Source organism: Flavobacterium chuncheonense (assembly GCF_042686145.1).
GTDB lineage: Bacteria > Bacteroidota > Bacteroidia > Flavobacteriales > Flavobacteriaceae > Flavobacterium > Flavobacterium chuncheonense.
In genome coordinates, this window is sequence record NZ_JBHUPC010000013.1 from 357,589 (window position 1) to 377,186 (window position 19,598).

General features: G+C 34.4%; 18 protein-coding genes. 14 read left to right on the forward strand and 4 right to left on the reverse strand.

From position 1 onward, the window contains the following. Nucleotides 1-32 precede the first annotated feature (32 nt). Genes sufD through ACFS5J_RS09170 form a run of 4 tightly spaced genes read right to left on the reverse strand, consistent with a single transcriptional unit; the run spans nucleotide 33 to nucleotide 3,931 of the window. On the reverse strand, nucleotides 33-1,349 hold the full coding sequence (gene sufD / locus ACFS5J_RS09155; protein ID WP_379812259.1) for a Fe-S cluster assembly protein SufD: 1,317 nt from the start codon (nucleotides 1,347-1,349) through the stop codon (nucleotides 33-35). A gap of 1 nt (nucleotide 1,350) precedes the next feature. Then, the gene (gene sufC / locus ACFS5J_RS09160; RefSeq protein ID WP_379811815.1) at nucleotides 1,351-2,103 is read right to left on the reverse strand and encodes a Fe-S cluster assembly ATPase SufC; all 753 of its coding nucleotides are present in this window, start codon (nucleotides 2,101-2,103) and stop codon (nucleotides 1,351-1,353) included. Between the two features lie 36 nt (nucleotides 2,104-2,139). Next, entirely contained in the window at nucleotides 2,140-3,588 is a 1,449-nt protein-coding gene (sufB, locus tag ACFS5J_RS09165; protein ID WP_379811817.1) for a Fe-S cluster assembly protein SufB, read from the reverse strand. Nucleotides 3,589-3,601: 13 nt separating this feature from the next. Continuing rightward, nucleotides 3,602-3,931 (reverse strand): HesB/IscA family protein, encoded by a 330-nt coding sequence (locus tag ACFS5J_RS09170; RefSeq protein WP_379811818.1) that lies wholly within the window; start codon nucleotides 3,929-3,931, stop codon nucleotides 3,602-3,604. A 166-nt stretch (nucleotides 3,932-4,097) separates the two neighbouring features. Here ACFS5J_RS09170 and ACFS5J_RS09175 point away from each other — a divergent pair, with 166 nt between their 5' ends. The 14 genes from ACFS5J_RS09175 (at nucleotide 4,098) to ACFS5J_RS09240 (ending at nucleotide 19,586) form a co-directional block, all read left to right on the forward strand. Then, nucleotides 4,098-4,958 carry an MBL fold metallo-hydrolase gene (locus tag ACFS5J_RS09175; protein ID WP_379811820.1) on the forward strand — a complete coding sequence of 287 codons (861 nt, stop codon included), beginning with the start codon at nucleotides 4,098-4,100 and terminating at the stop codon, nucleotides 4,956-4,958. A gap of 81 nt (nucleotides 4,959-5,039) precedes the next feature. Continuing rightward, nucleotides 5,040-6,632 (forward strand): S8 family peptidase, encoded by a 1,593-nt coding sequence (locus ACFS5J_RS09180; RefSeq protein WP_379811821.1) that lies wholly within the window; start codon nucleotides 5,040-5,042, stop codon nucleotides 6,630-6,632. 81 nt (nucleotides 6,633-6,713) lie between these two features. After that, complete coding sequence (locus ACFS5J_RS09185) at nucleotides 6,714-8,588, forward strand: M1 family metallopeptidase (RefSeq protein ID WP_379811822.1); 1,875 nt, start codon at nucleotides 6,714-6,716, stop codon at nucleotides 8,586-8,588. Between the two features lie 66 nt (nucleotides 8,589-8,654). Continuing rightward, the gene (rnpA, locus tag ACFS5J_RS09190; RefSeq protein WP_379811823.1) at nucleotides 8,655-9,026 is read left to right on the forward strand and encodes a ribonuclease P protein component; all 372 of its coding nucleotides are present in this window, start codon (nucleotides 8,655-8,657) and stop codon (nucleotides 9,024-9,026) included. Nucleotides 9,027-9,225: 199 nt separating this feature from the next. Then, nucleotides 9,226-9,933: a porin family protein gene (locus ACFS5J_RS09195; RefSeq protein ID WP_379811824.1), complete on the forward strand. Its 708-nt coding sequence runs from the start codon at nucleotides 9,226-9,228 to the stop codon at nucleotides 9,931-9,933. A gap of 4 nt (nucleotides 9,934-9,937) precedes the next feature. Further along, complete coding sequence (locus ACFS5J_RS09200) at nucleotides 9,938-10,957, forward strand: hypothetical protein (RefSeq protein WP_379811825.1); 1,020 nt, start codon at nucleotides 9,938-9,940, stop codon at nucleotides 10,955-10,957. A gap of 155 nt (nucleotides 10,958-11,112) precedes the next feature. After that, on the forward strand, nucleotides 11,113-12,735 hold the full coding sequence (locus tag ACFS5J_RS09205; protein WP_379811826.1) for a S41 family peptidase: 1,623 nt from the start codon (nucleotides 11,113-11,115) through the stop codon (nucleotides 12,733-12,735). Nucleotides 12,736-12,741: 6 nt separating this feature from the next. Next, a complete protein-coding gene (locus ACFS5J_RS09210) occupies nucleotides 12,742-13,563 on the forward strand; it encodes an OmpA family protein (protein ID WP_379811827.1) in 822 nt (273 codons plus the stop codon). Nucleotides 13,564-13,658: 95 nt separating this feature from the next. Continuing rightward, nucleotides 13,659-14,321: a GLPGLI family protein gene (locus tag ACFS5J_RS09215; RefSeq protein ID WP_379811828.1), complete on the forward strand. Its 663-nt coding sequence runs from the start codon at nucleotides 13,659-13,661 to the stop codon at nucleotides 14,319-14,321. Between the two features lie 46 nt (nucleotides 14,322-14,367). Beyond that, entirely contained in the window at nucleotides 14,368-15,087 is a 720-nt protein-coding gene (locus ACFS5J_RS09220; protein ID WP_379811829.1) for a GLPGLI family protein, read from the forward strand. Nucleotides 15,088-15,509: 422 nt separating this feature from the next. Next, nucleotides 15,510-16,187: a GLPGLI family protein gene (locus ACFS5J_RS09225; RefSeq protein WP_379811830.1), complete on the forward strand. Its 678-nt coding sequence runs from the start codon at nucleotides 15,510-15,512 to the stop codon at nucleotides 16,185-16,187. Then, complete coding sequence (locus tag ACFS5J_RS09230) at nucleotides 16,188-16,910, forward strand: GLPGLI family protein (protein ID WP_379811831.1); 723 nt, start codon at nucleotides 16,188-16,190, stop codon at nucleotides 16,908-16,910. Between the two features lie 9 nt (nucleotides 16,911-16,919). Further along, nucleotides 16,920-18,965, forward strand: a complete 2,046-nt coding sequence (locus ACFS5J_RS09235) for a carboxypeptidase-like regulatory domain-containing protein (protein ID WP_379811832.1) — start codon at nucleotides 16,920-16,922, stop codon at nucleotides 18,963-18,965. A 3-nt stretch (nucleotides 18,966-18,968) separates the two neighbouring features. Then, nucleotides 18,969-19,586 carry a hypothetical protein gene (locus tag ACFS5J_RS09240; protein ID WP_379811833.1) on the forward strand — a complete coding sequence of 206 codons (618 nt, stop codon included), beginning with the start codon at nucleotides 18,969-18,971 and terminating at the stop codon, nucleotides 19,584-19,586. The last annotated feature ends 12 nt before the right edge of the window (nucleotides 19,587-19,598 follow it).

Consider the following 19,598-nt stretch of genomic DNA (forward strand, 5'->3'; position numbering starts at 1 on the left):
GGAGGATTTTAAAGTCCTCCTCTTTTTTATGACTACAAATCAAAGCCCATATTTACCCCCAACTTATTAGCAATAAGTCTGGCTATTTTAACTTTTAATTCTGGTATTTTAATACTTGCAGTAACTTCACTTGTAAAAGCATACATTAACAACGCTTTTGCTTCTTTCTTAGGAATTCCACGTTGTTGCATGTAGAACATTGCATTTTCATCTAATTGACCTATTGTACAACCGTGTGAACATTTTACATCATCAGCAAAAATTTCCAATTGTGGTTTCGCATTAATAGTAGCTTTATCACTCAATAAAATATTGTTGTTTTGTTGGAACGCATCTGTTTTTTGTGCCTCTTTTTCAACAAATATTTTACCATTGAAAACTCCAGTTGCATTACCATCAAGAATGGTTTTGTAATTCTGATGGCTCTCACAATTTGGAGTAGCGTGATTCACCAAGGTATAATGATCAACATGTTGTTTGTCTCCAATAATAGTAATACCTTTTAATGTTGAATCAATGCGCTCCCCTTGGTGGTAGAAATTCAAGTTGTTACGTGTTATATTTCCTCCGAATGAGAACGTATGTACTGAAACTCTACTCTCTTGCTTTTGCGCAATGTAAGTATTATCAATCATGTTTGCGGTCTGCACATCATTTTGTACTTTGTAATAATCTACAATAGCACGCTTTTGAGCAAAAATCTCAGTTACTGAATTTGTCAATACAGGATTTGAATTCAAACTTTGGTGACGCTCAACAATTTGCACATGTGCATTTTCACCTACAATAACCAAATTTCTTGGTTGAACCATTAAAGCCGCTTCATTTCCTGTAGAGAAATAAATAATCTCTATAGGTTTATCCACCACTTTACTCTTTGGAATATTGATATAAGCCCCTTCGTGTGAAAAAGCCGTATTTAACGATGTTAAAGTCTCTTCCTTACTCGCAATTTGATTGAAATAAGTATCAATCACCATTTTGTATTTTGGCTTTGTTAATGCCGATGACATCAAACAAACATCCAGTCCGTCATGAGTTGTAGATGACAAAAACGAACTGAAAACACCATCAATAAATACCACTTTAAAAGTATCTATCTCGTGTAAGAAATATTTTTTTACTTCTTTAAACTCAATAGCGTTCTCTTGCTTTGGGAAAACTGAAAAATCATTCTTTAAAACTGCGTTTAAAGACGTGTATTTCCATGCTTCTTCTTTCTTCGTAGGAAACCCTTTATCTTCGAAATTTTTTATGGCTTGACTTCGAACTTCATGCAAATCTTCATTTCCTTGAAACTTTTCTTCAAAAGCCATGAAGGAAGCCAACATTTTTTCTTTCAACTCCATATTATGCTTCTTGTTCTTGTTTAATCCAGTCGTATCCTCTTTCTTCAAGCTCTAATGCTAAAGCAGCTGTTCCTGATTTCACAATCTTTCCATCCATTAATACGTGAACAAAATCTGGAACGATGTAATCTAATAAACGTTGATAGTGTGTAATCACTAAAACCGCATTATTTTCATTTTTCAACTTGTTAACTCCGTTTGCAACGATACGTAAAGCATCGATATCCAAACCAGAATCTGTCTCATCTAAGATGGCAATTTTTGGTTCCAACATTGCCATTTGGAAAATTTCATTACGTTTCTTTTCACCTCCCGAAAACCCTTCGTTTAAAGAACGTGATAAAAACTTACGATCCATTTCTAATAATTCTGATTTCTCACGAATCATTTTCAACATTTCATTAGCTGGCATTTCAGGCTCATTATTAGCTTTACGTTTCTCATTAATTGCCGTTTTAATGAAGTTTGTAACCGAAACTCCAGGAATTTCTACTGGATATTGGAATGATAAGAAAACTCCTTTGTGTGCTCTTTCTTCAGGCGCTAATTCTGATAAATCTTCTCCGTCTAAAAAGATTTCACCCTCAGAAACTTCATAATTTTCGTTTCCTGCAATAATTGAAGACAAAGTCGATTTACCAGCACCGTTAGGCCCCATAATCGCATGTACTTCACCTGCTTTAATTTCAAGGTTGATTCCTTTTAATATGTCTTTATCTTCTACTGAAGCGTGTAAATTTTTTATTGATAACATTGTATGAATGTATTTTATATTCTGAATTATGATTGATTATCCTACGGAACCTTCTAAAGAGATTTCCAATAATTTTTGAGCTTCCACAGCAAACTCCATTGGTAACTTGTTCAAAACTTCTTTACTGAAACCGTTAACAATTAAAGCAATAGCTTTCTCTGTTGGAATACCTCTTTGATTACAGTAGAATACCTGGTCTTCACCAATTTTAGAGGTTGTTGCTTCGTGCTCAATTTTAGCCGAAGTATTTTTACTTTCAATATAAGGGAAAGTATGAGCACCACACTCATTACCCATTAATAAAGAATCACATTGTGAAAAGTTACGTGCATTTTCAGCTCTTGAAGAAATTTGCACTAAACCTCTATAACTGTTTTGTGATTTTCCAGCAGAAATACCTTTAGAAATAATCGTTGACTTGGTATTTTTACCCAAGTGAATCATCTTTGTTCCAGTATCGGCTTGTTGGAAATTATTAGTAACGGCAATCGAATAAAATTCACCAATTGAGTTATCACCTTTCAATATACATGAAGGGTATTTCCAAGTAACTGCGGAACCTGTTTCAACTTGCGTCCAAGATATCTTTGCATTTTTCTCACACAAACCTCTTTTGGTTACAAAGTTGTACACTCCTCCTTTACCTTCTTTATTTCCTGGATACCAGTTTTGTACAGTAGAATATTTAATCTCTGCATCATCTAAAGCGATTAATTCTACAACAGCAGCGTGTAATTGATTTTCATCGCGACTTGGTGCTGTACACCCTTCTAAATACGACACATAACTTCCTTCATCAGCAATTACCAATGTTCTTTCAAACTGACCTGTTCCACCTTGATTGATACGGAAATAAGTTGAAAGTTCCATCGGACATTTTACACCTTTTGGAATATAACAGAAACTCCCATCAGAAAAAACAGCCGAATTTAAAGCCGCGTAAAAGTTATCTTTCTGTGGAACCACTGTTCCTATGTACTTACGTACCAATTCTGGATGTTCCTTAATAGCTTCCGAAATACTCATAAAAATGATACCTTTCTCAGCCAATGTCTTTTTAAAAGTAGTTGCTACCGAAACAGAATCAACAACAATATCAATAGCAACATTGTTTATTTTTTTCTGCTCGTCTACAGAAATACCAAGCTTTTCATACATAGCTAATAATTCTGGATCAACATCATCTAACGTTTTATTTGGATCTGCCTTCTTTGGCGCAGAATAATATGATATCGCCTGAAAATCTGGCTTTGTATAGTGTACATTTGCCCACTCAGGCTCAACCATTTCCTGCCATGCACGGAAAGCTTCTAAACGCCATTCCGTCATCCATTCTGGCTCGCCTTTCTTTAATGAAATAGCGCGAACAATTTCTTCGTTTAACCCCACAGGAAACGTTTCCGAGTCCAGTTCGGTGTAAAATCCGTATTCGTATTCTTTATTTTCTAATTCGACTTTTAAATCGTCTTCTGTGTACTTTGACATAATATTTTTTTAGTTATAGCGAAAATGACTCTCCGCAACCACAAGTTCTATTTGCATTTGGGTTGTTAAATACAAAACCTTTTCCATTTAATCCTCCTGAGAACTCTAAAACAGTTCCAGCTAGATAAAGAAAACTTTTCTTTTCCACTGCAATTCTCACATTGTTGTCTTCAAAAATTTTGTCGTTTTCTCCAACCTCTTTGTCAAATTTTAATTCATAAGACAAGCCAGAGCAACCACCACTTTTGACACCAACACGCACATAGTCATTTGCAGCATTAAAACCGTCTTCCTGCATCATTTCGACGATCTTTTTACTTGCTGTATCCGATACTTTTATCATTTACTATTTTGATTTTGTCTAAATTAACTGCAAAGATAAGCCTTTTAACTCTTTTTTCCATACCCGCTAACATTTTTATAACTTATCATACAATAATTAGAATTTATTGTTGCACACAATTTCTAAATGCTACTTTTTTTGTAATTTGGCAAACAAATTTTTTCAAATGAAATTACATCCTATAGAAGCCGGAAATTTTAAGCTCGATGGTGGTGCTATGTTTGGCGTAGTTCCGAAAACCATTTGGAACAAAACCAATCCAGCAGACAACAATAACTTGATTGATATTGCTGCACGTTGCTTACTTATTGAAGATGGAAACCGATTAACGCTTATTGACACTGGTATGGGTAATAAACAATCGGAAAAGTTTTTTGGTTATTATTCACTATGGGGTGATCATTCATTAGACAAATCTTTAGCAAATGTAGGATTTCATCGAGATGATATCACCGATGTTTTTATGACACACTTACATTTTGACCATTGTGGCGGAAGTGTCAATTGGAATAAAAATAGGACAGCATATGAAGTAGCTTTTAAAAATGCGAAATTTTGGACTAATGAGAACCATTGGGAATGGGCAACAAAACCAAACCCTAGAGAAAAAGCTTCTTTCCTGCATGAAAACATCATTCCAATGCAAGAAAGTGGACAATTGCATTTTATAAATCGTCCAGAAGGAGACTTTGGTTTTTCCAAAGAAATGGGATTTGACATCTTTTTTGCGGATGGTCATACCGAAAAGCAAATGTTACCACACATCAATTATAACGGAAAAACAATTGTTTTCTGTGCCGATTTATTAGCAACAGCAGGACATATTCCTTTACCATATGTTATGGGATATGATACGCGTCCGCTTTTAACAATGGGGGAAAAAGAAAAATTCCTAAATGCTGCAGCAGACAACAACTACTATTTATGGTTGGAACACGATGCACACAATCAAATTATAACTGTAGAACATACGGAAAAAGGAGTACGCCTAAAAGACGTATTCACTTGTGACGAAATCTTAAAATAGTGTTAAGACTATATAATGTTGTAACATTTTAAACGGATTTTTGTCAAATGAAAAATTATTAAAAAACATAAACACAAATAAATGAGAACTTTAAAACCTTTTTACTTATCTGCTACTTTAGCATTAGCTTTAGCGAGTTGTGGTGGGGCCAAACAAATGGTTTCTACACCAATTGAAAACATTGACAATCAACCACTAAAAGTAACGCCTTTAGCTGAAAAAGATTTAGAAAGATGGAGTCATTTAGACTTAGCAAAAGACACAGTACCGGGAATGAGCGTTGATAAGGCATATGCTGAGCTATTGAAAGGTAAAAAAAGTACAACTGTAATTGTTGGAATTGTTGATTCTGGAGTTGATATCCGTCATGAAGACTTACAAGGAATGGTTTGGAACAATCCAAAAGAAATTGCAGGAAATGGTATCGATGATGACAACAACGGTTATATCGATGATATGCATGGGTGGAACTTTCTTGGAGACAGTAACAATGAAAGATTAGAAATGACGCGTATCGTTGCACAAGGACCAAGTGCTCCAGATTATGCAAAAGCAAAAGCACAATTAGATGAAGAAATTGCTGGGGTAATGCAAACTAAACAACAAATCGATATGATTGTTGCTGCTGACAAAGCGATTAAAGATTACTTGAAAAAAGACAACTTTACTTTAGAAGATGTTAAAGGAATTGAAACTACTGACGCTTCGCTTTCACAATATAAAGCAATGTTTTCGCAAATTTTAGCTGGTCAATCAAAAGAAGCATTTGACGCTAGAATTAAAAAAGGAGCAGACTACGTGTACGATCAATTAAACTACAACTTGAATGTTAATTTTGATGCTAGAAAAGTAGTAGGTGACAATGTTGACGATTTAACAGACACTAAATACGGAAACAACAACGTAATTGGACCAAACCCAGAAGATGCTAAACATGGTACTCACGTTGCAGGTATCGTAGCTCAGGTGAGAGGTAACGGTAAAGGTGGAGACGGTGTTGCTAAAGATGTTAAAATCATGGCGGTGAGAGCGGTACCAAACGGAGACGAGTATGATAAAGATATCGCATTAGGTATTCGTTATGCAGTTGACAACGGAGCAAAAGTAATCAACGGTTCTTTTGGTAAATATTATTCTCCACACAAAGAATGGGTTCAAGATGCATTAAAATATGCTGCTTCTAAAGATGTATTAGTGATTTTTGCTGCTGGTAATGATTCTAAAGATTTAGATGTAGAAAACAAATACCCATCAGATTCATATGATGGTGCTCCAGAAATTTCAAACAATGTATTAATTGTAGGTGCATTAAACGTAAAATATGGTAGCGATATGGTAGCTCCATTCTCAAACTACGGTAAAAAGAATGTTGACGTATTTGCTCCAGGTATGAAAATTTACGCTACTACTCCAAACCAAACTTACGAGTACTTACAAGGTACTTCAATGGCATCGCCAAACGTTGCTGGTGTAGCGGCTTTAATCCGTTCATACTATCCAAAACTTTCTGCTTCTCAAGTTAAGCAAATCATCATGGAAAGTGGTTTATTAGTTAAAAACAATGTAAAAGTTGGTGAAGATCAACACACTGCTAACTTTACAGATGTTTCTAAAACAGGTAAAATTGTAAATGCTTACAATGCAATTATCATGGCAGATAAAATGTCAAAATAATTGTGTCTTAAACAAATAAATATTCCAAACCACAAAGAACACTTTATAGTGCCTTTGTGGTTTTTTTAATTTTAACAAACGATGAAAAAAATACTTTTATTTTCCTTTTTTTCAGTTTTAGGATTCAGTCAAAACAATCCAAATCCAGGATACTGGCAACAGCATGTTGACTATAAAATGGAAGTTGACATGAATGTTAAAGATTTCCAATACAAAGGGAAACAGGAACTAGCCTATACTAACAACTCTTCTGATACTTTACGCAAAGTATTCTACCACTTGTATCCAAATGCTTTCCAACCGGGTAGTGAAATGGATGCCCGTTTGCAAGCCATAGCCGATCCAGACAAAAGGATGGTAAAAACCTTCAAAAAAGCGGACAAAGAAGTTAAAGAAAGTCGCATTAGCACACTTAAACCAGATGAAATCGGTTATTTAAAAATTACCAATTTCAAACAAAATGGTATTAATGCACAAACAAAAGTGGTGGGAACGGTTTTAGAAGTTACTTTAAACCAACCTATTTTACCAAAACAAACGGTTAATTTCACGCTTGATTTCGATGGTCAAGTACCTTTACAAGTACGTCGATCTGGAAGAAATTCAGAAGAAGGTGTAGCGTTATCAATGACGCAATGGTACCCAAAAATGGCCGAATACGATTTCGAAGGATGGCACGCTGACCCTTACATTGGAAGAGAATTCCACGGAGTATGGGGAAATTTTGATGTAAAAATCACGATTGACAAAGATTATACTGTTGGAGGAACAGGATACTTACAGAACAAAAATGAAATTGGACACGGTTACCAAGACACAGGAGTTGAAGTAAAATATCCAAAAAAAACTAAAACACTTACTTGGCATTTCGTTGCGCCAAATGTTCACGATTTTACTTGGGCAGCAGACAATGAATACATCCACGACATGATTCTAGGTCCAAATGATGTGGAATTACACTTCTTGTATAAAAACAAAAAGGAGAACTTGGAAAACTGGAAGAACCTACAACCAAAAACGGCTGAACTTTTAAACTATTTCAATACGCACGTAGGACCATATCCTTACAAACAATATTCTGTAATTCAAGGTGGTGACGGCGGAATGGAATACGGCATGTGTACCTTAATTACAGGTAATCGAAGTTTTGCTAGCCTTGTAGGTGTAACTGCACATGAGTTTGCACATTCTTGGTTTCAGTTTGTATTAGCATCAAACGAATCAAAACACGAATGGATGGATGAAGGGTTTACTTCTTTCATTTCAGATTTGGCAATGCAAGAAGTATTACCATCTAAAAATAGCAAAGACGAAAATCCTTTTGAGAGCGCTTATGCTAACTACCGATATTTAGCAAACAGCGGAAAAGAACAGCCCCTTTCAACACATGCTGATCGTTATGATTACAACATGTCATATGGTATCAATGCCTACAGTAAAGGAGAAGTTTTCTTAGCACAATTGGGCTACATCATTGGAGCTGATAATTTGATGAAAACCTTAAAACGCTACTATGCTGACTATAAATTAACGCATCCAACACCAAACGACATCAAACGTTCTGCTGAAAAAGTTTCTGGAGCAAATTTAGATTGGTACTTGGTAGATTGGACACAAACGACAAACACTATCGACTATGCCGTTAAAACGGTAACAGAAACAAACGATAAAACACAAATTACTTTGGAGCGTATTGGTAGAATGCCAATGCCTATTGACCTTTTGGTAGTTTATGAAGATGGTTCTCAAGAAACCTTTTATATACCAAATACGTTAATGCGTTGGGAAAAACCAAATCCATACGCTTTAGAAAGAACCGTTTTAAAAGGTTGGGATTGGGCATACCCTACTTTCACCTTTGAAATTGCTAAAAAAGGCGCTAAAGCGGTTGTGATTGATCCAAGTGGTTTAATGGCCGATGTTAACCTTGACAATAACGTTTACGAGAAACCATAAGCGTTTCACAATAAATTTTAAAGAGGCGAATCTTAATGGTTCGCCTTTTTTTATACCTTTGCTCCAATGAAATTCACGTATCCCAAACACGAAAAATTAAAAAGCAAAACTACTATTGAATTGCTATTTTCCGAAGGCAAATCGGTTTCCAAATATCCGTTGCGTTTGGTTTATGTTGAAAATCCAGATGAAAGCGAAAAAATTAAGTTTGGGGTTTCCGTTTCTAAAAAATACTTTAAAAAAGCAGTAGACCGTAATCGCTTTAAACGTGTACTACGCGAATGCTATCGTTTGAACAAAGACGTTCTCTTGGAGGGAACCGAAAAGAACTATGCCATAATGTTTTTTTATCAAACCAAAGAACGACTATCCTACACAGAAATTAACGAGAAAACCATACAGCTGTTTAAGAAATTTATTACCGAAATTCAAAAATAACTTAGAAAGACAAAACTCCTTATTGCCAATCATTTAAAATTTACAGACTTTTTAACAAAAAAAGCTATCACATACCTCATCCTGTCGTATAAATATGACAATCAACGCCTAAGATTCGGTTTTAATACTTTATTTTTATATTTTTGTTAGGATAGATGCTTAAGGATTAACTTACATTTATCCACTAATCTATATTCCTATGCGAAAAAATCTACTCGTAAGTGTTGTGGTTTTTATATTTGGATTACAACTTTGTCATGGACAGATTTTAATTTCTTTACTACTCGGTGACAAACTAAATTCAGGAAAAGTGGAATTTGGATTAGATGGAGGTTTAGCCGTTTCCGAATTAGCCGGAATGCCCGATTCTAAAAATTATTCTTCCATGCATTTGGGTTTCTATTTTGACATCAAAATGAAAGAAAATTTATTTCTTCATACAGGCGTTATTGTAAAATCAAATCTCGGTGCAAAAGGAATAGCCTACAATTTGAACGAACAAGATGTCAACCCTCTTTTTTCAGAAGCTACTGCAACCCGAAAAATAAACTATTTCAACATTCCTATCTATGCGAAGTACAAATTTTACAAACAAATATACTTTGAGGCAGGTCCTCAAATAGGATTACGATATAAAGCAAAAGATTTGTTTAAAACAACTAATGAAAGTGGCAAAGAAATCACTTTAGAAAGCGATGTAAAAGACCAATACCATCTCTTTGATTTGGGAGTAACTGGCGGACTTGGCTATAAATTAATGAAAGGCACAGGTATCAATCTTGGGGTAAGATATTACGCAGGGTTACTTAATATTGCAAAAGACGGATACCCAAAACAACGTAACAATGTATTTTACGTATATGCCGGAATTCCAATAGGAGCAGGAAAAAGTAAATCAAAAAATTAAGACTATGCTGAAAAGAATAATTTTAATCGTATCCGTTTCGTTAATTTTTACAAATTTTTCAAATGCACAAGGTTACGGGAAGTCAAACAATCCAGCCTATCAAGCCTACTATGACAGTATTAAAACCATGGATTACAATCATACTTTTCCCATTTTAGGCAAAAAAGCGTATAAAAGAGGATATGATGTGCCTTATCCATGGGGCATTAGTGCAGTGTTTTTTACACAAAAACAAGAAATCAACATCAAAAGAACCTCAATTGGTTTCAATGGAGGAGACAAAGTTGACCTTAGCAATTACATCAATTTTGGACCTACCATTGCAACTACAAACGCTTATACCGTAAGACCTGATTTATGGATCTTACCTTTTTTAAATGTTTATGCCATTATGGGAGGTGGTACAACGCAAACCGAAGTAACATTACTCAATCCAATCAGCATTGAAACCACTCAGAGATTTGACGCTAGTTCATTTGGTGTTGGTGCAACTTTAGCCGGGGCCATTGGTCCAGTTTGGATTGCTTGGGATAACAATTATAATTTTGCAGATGTTGATGTGGTTGTAGAACCTATACCCGCTTTTAACAGTAGTTTACGTGTAGGACATACTTTCATGGACCCCATAAAACCAACACGAACGCTTTCGGTATGGGTAGGCACGTTTTATCAATCCATTCAAAACGACACTGAGGGAAGTATTGCAATACAAGATGTTTTCCCAAATTTTGGCGATGGAAGTAAAATTGCCGATCTTAGGGAATGGGCTGATGGTTTGCCTCTAGCCCAGAGAGTTGTTGCCAATCAAATCATTAATAAATTGGAAGATATTTCAAACGGTATCGATCCTGGAGAAGCAACTATTGACTATAAATTAGACAAAGAAGTTGCGGCTCCTTTTAACTTAATATTTGGTGCACAATACCAATTCAATAAAAATTGGATTGTAAGAACGGAATTGGGTGTTTTTGGAAAACGAAGCCAATTCATGTTGAATCTTAACTACCGATTCCAAGGGTTTTAATTAAATTCGTTTCTTTTTCACTGTTCTTATCATCACATTAAAACATTTTCAGAACCTTTTTTATACCTGTTAAATGAAATATTTAAGCATTTATCCTTAATTTAGCCATGGTCTACCTTTAGACTCTTGCTGAATAAGAAAAAATTGTGCTAAAAATGAATCATCTTTTCCAAAAAAAATACATCCTAACTGCATTGGCTGCAGGCTTTTTATTTGTTGGTGTAAGTTTTCGTAACGATTTCTTTGAAATTGCCAAACAGATTGAAATCTTTACCGCCATGTTCAAAACGGTGAATCAAAACTATGTAGACGAAACCAACCCTGGTGAGTTAATGGATGTTGCCATAAAAAACATGTTGGCCGAACTTGATCCCTATACTGTATTCTTTAACGAACAAGATGTTTTAAAATTTAAAATCAATAATACTGGTGAATACACGGGTATTGGAGCTTTAGTGCAACGCCGTGAAGGTCGAGTATACTTGCGTGAGATTTACAAAGGTTTTCCTGCCGACAAAGCGGGTTTAAAAGCTGGAGACGAAATTATTCAAATTGATGATATCAATTTAAAAGAATACAAAGAAGATGCTTCACAATTGTTAAAAGGAACGAAAAATACTTCGGTAAATATCAAATACATGCGTCAAGGTAAAACGGCTTCTACTGCAATCGTTTTAAATGAAGTAGAAATAAAAGCAGTTCCCTACTACGCCTTATTAGACAATCAAGTTGGCTACATAGTACTAACAAAATTCACAGAAAAAGCAAGTTCGGAAACTAAAGCAGCACTTTTAGACTTAAAAAATCAAGGGGCTACAAAAATTGTTTTAGACTTACGCAATAATCCTGGAGGTCTATTACACGAAGCTGTTAATATCTGTAATTTATTTGTGCCAAAAGGAGAAGTAATCGTTACCACAAAATCGAAAAACGAAAAACACAACAATACCTACAGAACCCGATTTGAACCTTTGGATTTGGAAATTCCATTAGCGGTTATTGTGAACGGAAAAAGTGCATCGGCTTCAGAAATTGTTTCAGGAGCTTTACAAGATTTGGACCGTGCAGTGATTTTAGGAAGTCGCAGTTTCGGAAAAGGTTTGGTACAACGTCCTCTTAATTTATCATACGGAACGCAAGTAAAAGTAACCATTTCCAGATACTACACCCCTTCTGGTCGTTGTATTCAAGCATTAGATTATTCCCGTAAGGACAAGAACGGAAAAGCTATTAAAAAAGATAAAAACGAATTTACTGCTTTCCAAACCAAAGGCGGCAGAACGGTTTATGATGGTGGTGGAATTTCACCTGACATCGCAATTGAAGAAACTAAAACCAGTACAATAACCGATGCATTGATTAAAAATGATGCCATTTTCGACTTTGCAACTCAATTGTATTATAAAAACCCAAATACAACTACTGTTTCTGAAAGCGATTTCAACAACTTTAAAACCTTCATCAAGCAAGACAAGTACAGTTTGGATACCGAGACTGAATTGGCGCTTAAAAATGTCTTAGAAAAAGCTAAAAAGGAACAAATTCAAGACGACATCAACACGGCTTACGAACAATTGCATGCGGCCTTAGTAAAAAGTGAAGAAGCAGAGGTTTCAAAATACAAAAATGAAATAGTAAAGCTTTTACAAGAAGAGTTGATTATCCGCAATCAATACCGCGAAGGCTTGTATACTTTTTATACACAAAACAATACCGAAATCAAACGTGCCAAAACTATTTTAAACGATGCAACAGCCTACAAAGCACTGTTAAAATAAAACTACATGCGGTTACTATTAGCTTGTTTAATCTTACTTATGTCCTTTTTTGCCAACGCTCAAGAAGAGGAAGTGCATTCCATATATTTTGAGTTTGACAAATACAATTTAAGAGAAGACCAAGCAACGGATGTGATTGCCTTTGTCCAAAAATTAGACACCACGAAAGTAGAATCTATAGAGATCTTTGGGTATTGCGATGATCGTGGTAAAGATGCTTATAATTTCAAACTGTCCAATAACAGAGCGAATACCGTTAAAAACAAACTGATTGAAAAGGGCATCAAAAACAAAATTATAATTACCATTGAGGGTAAGGGCCGAGTATTGATCGATGACGATTTACTGGATAATATTCCGGAGGTACGTTCCAAAAACCGCCGTGTGGACGTAGTAGTCAATTATAAACCCGTTACGGTAGCCGATTTAAAAATTCCTGGAGTATACAATACTATTCCCAAAAATCCAGTTGTAGGCGACCGTATTTATTTGGAAAAATTGCTTTTTGATCGCGGTAGCAGCCAACTTACTTATGCCGCTAAAAAAGAACTTGACCGAATGGCAAAATTGCTCATGCGATACAAAAATATTGAATTTGAAATTCAAGGACATGTATGCTGCACGCCAACCTTTCACAAAGAGGCAATAGACAATAAAACCAAAAAACGCGAACTCTCTAAAAACAGAGCAATGGCTGTTTACAAATACCTAAGTTTCAAAAAAATTAATAAAACTCGAATGACGTACAAAGGTTTTGGTAACAGTCAACCTCTTGGAAAAGGATCACAATTTGACCGTAGAGTGGAACTAGTAATTACCAAAATTTAGTGCTTTGTACACAACACTTTCTTTAAATAAAAAATAAGAAAAGTAATACTAAAAGTAATTTTGTTTGCGTTTTAGATAAACACATACCTCCTAGCATGAAAAAACAATTGTTTCTTTTGGCAACACTTTTTGTTGTAAATGTTTTTGCGCAAAATAACAATACGGGTACCTTATACTACAAAGCAACTGTAGGTTACGACGATTGGTTCAAATCGTTACCAAAGGAAATGCAAGACAATTACAAAAAGGATATTGAAGCCCAAAAACACCAGTTAAACTTCACACTAGAAGCAGCTAATTTTCAACGCATAACCGATATGAATTACAATTTCGATTCCTATTACTACACTAAAGCCGGAGATTCAGTAACACAGAATTACAGAAACGATGCTCAATTTGGTAAACTCATTATTCTAAAAAACCGATTGGTAAACTGGAAATTGGGTGCTGAAACTAAGATAATAGCGGGTTTTGAGTGCTATAAAGCCGAATCGGAATATGAAATGAAAAGTGGCAACAAAACAATTCCTATCCCATTAATTGCGTGGTACTGTCCGCAAATTCCAGCTTCATTTGGGCCCTTTGGTTATGGTGGCTTACCTGGAATGATACTAGAATTTCAAGAACGCAATGTAGTATATGGGGTATACCAAATGGATTTTACAAACCATGCTCCAACGATAAAAATTCCAAAAGAAGGTAAAAAAATAGACGAAGCATTCTACCACAAAATGATACAGCAACGCTACAGTAAATAGTCTTATAATCTAGCAAACGTTACCTTATTAAACCAAGTCTCAAAAAATGAAACCCCTAATAACTCTCATCTTTTTTTGCTGTCTTACAGCATACAGTCAAACCTCGGGTAGTATCACTTACAAATCCTTTTTTTCGGAGAAACAAGCAACTGAAGAATTAAAAGTAAAAGACAGAATGTGGTATCAACTAGAGCTTGACCGAGAAATGATGGCACAAATGCTTCGTTTTAAACTCGATTTCAATCAAGACGAATCAATGTTTTACTTAGCCGATAATATGATATCAGATAATGAAAATAAAAATACTAAAAAGTATGTTACAGGTTTATTTTATGGATTGGATTACTTTTATATCAACCGAACAAAAGATACTTTGGTTGAACAATTACAATATTCCTTTGCAACGCTTTTAAAAAAAAGGAAAGCTAGTTTTGCCAACTGGAACTTAACAAATGAAACCAAAACAATAGAAGGTTATACCTGTTATAAAGCCACCTATACCTACATTCAAAAATGGAATGGTAGAGAATTTGAATGGCCGGTAGTCGCTTGGTATTGTCCAGAAATTCCGATCCCACTGGGGCCAATACGATACTCTGGCTTACCAGGTTTAATTTTAGAATTGCATGAAAAAGAAACAGGATATGTAGTAGAAAAAATTGACTTCCATGCAAAAGAAATTAAAATTAAGGAGCCAAAAGAAGGAGAAAATTTAACGGATGATGAAATTAAAAATCGAGATAGAAAAGTTAAAGAGTCTTATTGAGAAATTTTTTTTAATTGCAAAAACAACGTTTATAGACTTGCATAAAAAATATTTCATTTATAAAAAAACAACATTAATTTAACAAATTAAGATTCAAAATATTGATTTCAAGCACCATATACAAACTCAAACTTTAACAAATAATACAGAAAACATGTAATACAAAACTTACTTTTATTTGTTACTTGCAAAAAGGAAACAGTTGAAAAAATGGATATTTATATGGATGCAGTTTTGTCTTTTTTAGCTGCTGCAGTAGAACAATGAAATTGTGAATACACTTTTACAGAGCAACAAGAAATTATTAATGGTTTTTATGCAGTCTGTATATATATGCAAACTACAATATTTATTATTCGGGATTACCAGCTGAAAGTTATTAAAATTTAAGGGCTGAAAAGCCCTTTTTAATATAAAAAATTATGAGATTATTACTAATTACAGTTTTGTTTGTATATAATTTTTTACAAAGTCAATCAATTATTGTTCACTATGAACTATTGCCAAAACAAATTCAAACTACTGGGGAAATGAATGAAAAAGCAAGGCAAGTAGTTAATATAATCAACAACCATAAACAAAATTTTATTTTAAAAGCTAACTCTAAGGGATATATTTTTAATGATGATGAAAAAACCCTATCTGATTTTGAACAAAAAATAAGAGTTTTGCAAAAGGCAACCGTTTTAATTAATGACTTTTATTATGATGGATCTTCTCAAAAACTATATAAATTAAAAGAAAATTTAAAAATTGAGATTACTAATAAACAAAGCTGGCAACTTGCTAAAGAGACCAAAAATATAAATGGATATACTTGCTATAAAGCAACTTGCGAATGGGAGTATCAAACACGATCAGGAAATTCTGGAATTCGTTCTGCAATTGCTTGGTATACACCACAAATCCCTTTTTCGTATGGGCCAAACGGCTTTCAAAATTTGCCAGGATTAATTTTAGAAATAGAACAAAACGGCAATAAATTAGTGGCCAAAAAAATTGAATTATTTAAGCACAATTTAAATATTTCATTTCCAAAAATGAGAACAGTTGATGAAGAAAAATATAATGAAAAATTACTAGAAAATTCACCCTATTAAATGCAAAAAAGACTCTTAGCACTATTACTTCTATCAATAAGTTTTTTGGTTCAATCTCAAAACTATAGTATCATTTACGGTAAAATGAACTCATTTTCAAATGACGATTTAAACAAAATAACAGATGTAAACATTAAAAATAATGTTATCAATACTATGAATTCATTTAAATTTCTAGAATATGAATTAATTATTAACTATAGTTGTGCAAGATTTAATTACATCGAAAAACTAGATTCCCCAAATATTAACCCTAGAGCAATTAGCGCCGGAGGTGGAAGTGGTATCCATTTCTTTGATTTAAATAAAAATTTAACTATTCACAAAACAGAGTTATTAGGAGATACTTATTTCGTTGAAAAGAAAATAGACTCTTATAAATGGAATATTACTAATGAATCAAAAGAAATAAACGGATTCATATGTTACAAAGCAGAAGCCGATTTCCCTTTTGATGATTTTAGAGGTAAAGGAGTCATTGAATTAGTAGCCTGGTTTTGTCCACAATTCCCATATCCATTTGGTCCAGATATATATTTTGGTTTACCAGGTCTTGTTTTTGAAGCTTATAAAAAAAATACAGCTGTAAAATTTTATCTAAAAAAAATTAAACAACTAGATGAAGTAAATAAAATTGACTTTCCAAAAGAAGAAAAAATTTCAGAGGAAGAAATGACAAAGATTTTTAATAAAACAATGAATGATTTAATTAATCAAAACTGATAATACATTTTGAAGAAGATCTTTCTTTTAATCACATCATTTATCTCAATTATCTCATTCTCCCAAACCCTTACCGGCGTGGTGCAAGATAGCATTGGCAAACCTTTGCAAAATGCCAATGTAATTGCCAAACCATTGGTTGAAAATGCAGGCTTAAAATTTTCCATAGCCGATCACTTGGGTCGGTACAAACTGGAACTGGAAAAAGATACCCCTTACGAGGTAAAAGTTTCCTATTTGGGCTATCAAGAAGCCGTGTTCAACTTGGAAGCTAATTTTGCAATTCGCGAACATATTTTCAAGCTCAAAGAAACCGGGCAAGAACTCAAAGAAATTGTAATCAATTATGAATACCAACCCGTAGTTGTAAAAAAAGACACGCTTATTTACGATGTAAAAGCCTTTACCAATGGTAACGAACGCAAGCTTAAAGAACAACTTGAAAAACTCCCAGGTGTTGAAGTGGATAAAGATGGTGGCGTTACGGTACAAGGAAAAAAAGTGACCAAATTTTTAGTAGAAAATAAATCTTTTTTTGGAGGTGGTACAAAACTAGGCGTCGAAAACATACCTGCCGATGCGGTAGACAAAGTAGAAGTTATTGATAACTTCAACGAAGTGGGTTTTATGAAAAAAGTATCGGATAGTGAGGACCTCGCCATGAATATCAAACTAAAAGAAGATAAAAAGAAGTTCCTCTTTGGTGATATTGAAGCGGGTGCAGAAGTGGCCAATGATAATGGTTTCTATCTGGCCCATAGCGCGCTATTTTATTACACACCAAAAACCAATATTAGTGTAATCGGTGATTGTAACAACATCGGTAAACGCACCTTTTCGTTTCAAGACATGATGCGCTTTCAAGGGGGTGTGAGTAGTTTTATTTCGGGCAGAAAATCACTAACCAATTTGTACAATTTTAGCAACAATACAAACGATGTTGTAGAAAATAAATCGCAATTAGGCGCTTTTAATTTTCGCCAAGAAATCAATTCAAAAATGGACCTAGAAGGCTATGGAATTGTATCAAAACTATTTTCCGCAACCTTAACCGAAAGTAAAAACGAATACCTGCAAAACAGCGCCTTTACCTTTGAAGACAAAACCAATAAGGGAGCAAACAAATCGCTTTTGGGCATTGGAAACATCAAATTGAACTATTCTCCTAGTTCACAATCCCGCTGGTTCTACAATGCTCAATACCAAGCCAGCACCAATGACCGCATGAATCAACTGCTTTCAGTGCGCGACGGACAAAGCAGTACGTTTGAAACCTTTAACAATGCCGATAATGCGCAAATCAAGCAATACCTAGAATGGCACAAACAATATAAAAACCAAAATCACACTACTACTTTTGTGGTGAACCAAAGTTACGACAACAACAAACCGCAAAATACTTGGCTTACGGACACTGAATTTTTAGCTGGATTGGTTCCGCTGGAAAACGATACTTTTTACAATATCCAACAATTGAAAAAAATCAAAAACAATAGTGTTGACGCGCTCTTTAAGCATTATTGGATATTGAACAATTTCAACCATTTGTATACCAATGTAGGGAACAACTTGGGCACCACAGATTTGACCATCGCGGAAAAACAGTTTTTAACTGATGGTACAGTAAATGACTTTGCAGAAAATGGATTTGGAAATGATTTACAATACATTTTAAACGATTTTTATGTAGGATTGGAATACAAGTTTAAAATAGGGAAATGGGTCAATAAACCCGCTTTATACACGCATTTCTATCATATGAAAACCCAACAAATAAGTTCCGATTACACTTTAAACAGAACCTATTTTGAGCCAAGATGGAATAGTGAGTATGAATTCAACCAATCGGAAAACATAAAATTCAACTATAAAATCAGCAATGATTTTCCAGATGTCACAAAATTAATGGAGCGTTATACCTTGCAGAGCTATAATTCGGTTTACAAAGGAAATGCACTGTTACAAAACGAGCGCTTTCATGTAGCAACTCTACACTACATGAAAAATAGTATGTATCGTGGTTTGATGATTTTTGGTAATCTTAGTTTTAATTAAAAAGTGCGAACCATCAGAAATGTTATCGCGCTCGAAGACATCAATCAATTTTCTACCCCAATAATTACAGATAACCCAGAAACAAACTGGCGTGCTAGTGGAAGCATTAGTAAAAAAATATACCGTTTCCGTTTACGATTTAATACCAGTGTCAGTTGGTTTCATTACATCCAAACTTTAAACGGAGTTACTACGGCAAACGACCGCAACAATCAGTCTTTTGGTTTAACCTTGCGCACGGCTTCCAAAAAATGGCCAAGTGCAAGTATAGGATACAATAAAGATTTTAGTCAGTTTTCTGGGCTTACAAAATCAAGTTTTACCAATGACCGCATTTCATTTGATTTGGATGTAAATTTCTTGAAAAATTTCACTTTTAAAACCGATTATGAAGTAACGTTTAATGAAAATAGCAACAATCAAAAAACCGATTATCGCATAGCAAATGCATCAGTAAGCTACAACAAAAAGAATAACCCGTTTCGTTTTGAACTAACGGCTCAAAACTATCTAAACAATGGCGTAAAAGTAAACAATAGCTTCTCAGACTTTATGATATCCAATAACACCACCTACATTTTACCAAGGATGATATTGTTTGGAATCAGCTATAAACTTTAAATTATTTGTGTT

Excerpts from the sequence above, each read along its gene's own strand:
- sufD (WP_379812259.1), bottom strand. The coding sequence starts at position 1,349 with ATGGAGTTGAAAGAAAAAATGTTGGCTTCCTTCATGGCTTTTGAAGAA.
- sufC (WP_379811815.1), bottom strand. The coding sequence starts at position 2,103 with ATGTTATCAATAAAAAATTTACACGCTTCAGTAGAAGATAAAGACATA.
- sufB (WP_379811817.1), bottom strand. The coding sequence starts at position 3,588 with ATGTCAAAGTACACAGAAGACGATTTAAAAGTCGAATTAGAAAATAAA.
- ACFS5J_RS09170 (WP_379811818.1), bottom strand. The coding sequence starts at position 3,931 with ATGATAAAAGTATCGGATACAGCAAGTAAAAAGATCGTCGAAATGATG.
- ACFS5J_RS09175 (WP_379811820.1), top strand. The coding sequence starts at position 4,098 with ATGAAATTACATCCTATAGAAGCCGGAAATTTTAAGCTCGATGGTGGT.
- ACFS5J_RS09180 (WP_379811821.1), top strand. The coding sequence starts at position 5,040 with ATGAGAACTTTAAAACCTTTTTACTTATCTGCTACTTTAGCATTAGCT.
- ACFS5J_RS09185 (WP_379811822.1), top strand. The coding sequence starts at position 6,714 with ATGAAAAAAATACTTTTATTTTCCTTTTTTTCAGTTTTAGGATTCAGT.
- rnpA (WP_379811823.1), top strand. The coding sequence starts at position 8,655 with ATGAAATTCACGTATCCCAAACACGAAAAATTAAAAAGCAAAACTACT.
- ACFS5J_RS09195 (WP_379811824.1), top strand. The coding sequence starts at position 9,226 with ATGCGAAAAAATCTACTCGTAAGTGTTGTGGTTTTTATATTTGGATTA.
- ACFS5J_RS09200 (WP_379811825.1), top strand. The coding sequence starts at position 9,938 with ATGCTGAAAAGAATAATTTTAATCGTATCCGTTTCGTTAATTTTTACA.
- ACFS5J_RS09205 (WP_379811826.1), top strand. The coding sequence starts at position 11,113 with ATGAATCATCTTTTCCAAAAAAAATACATCCTAACTGCATTGGCTGCA.
- ACFS5J_RS09210 (WP_379811827.1), top strand. The coding sequence starts at position 12,742 with ATGCGGTTACTATTAGCTTGTTTAATCTTACTTATGTCCTTTTTTGCC.
- ACFS5J_RS09215 (WP_379811828.1), top strand. The coding sequence starts at position 13,659 with ATGAAAAAACAATTGTTTCTTTTGGCAACACTTTTTGTTGTAAATGTT.
- ACFS5J_RS09220 (WP_379811829.1), top strand. The coding sequence starts at position 14,368 with ATGAAACCCCTAATAACTCTCATCTTTTTTTGCTGTCTTACAGCATAC.
- ACFS5J_RS09225 (WP_379811830.1), top strand. The coding sequence starts at position 15,510 with ATGAGATTATTACTAATTACAGTTTTGTTTGTATATAATTTTTTACAA.
- ACFS5J_RS09230 (WP_379811831.1), top strand. The coding sequence starts at position 16,188 with ATGCAAAAAAGACTCTTAGCACTATTACTTCTATCAATAAGTTTTTTG.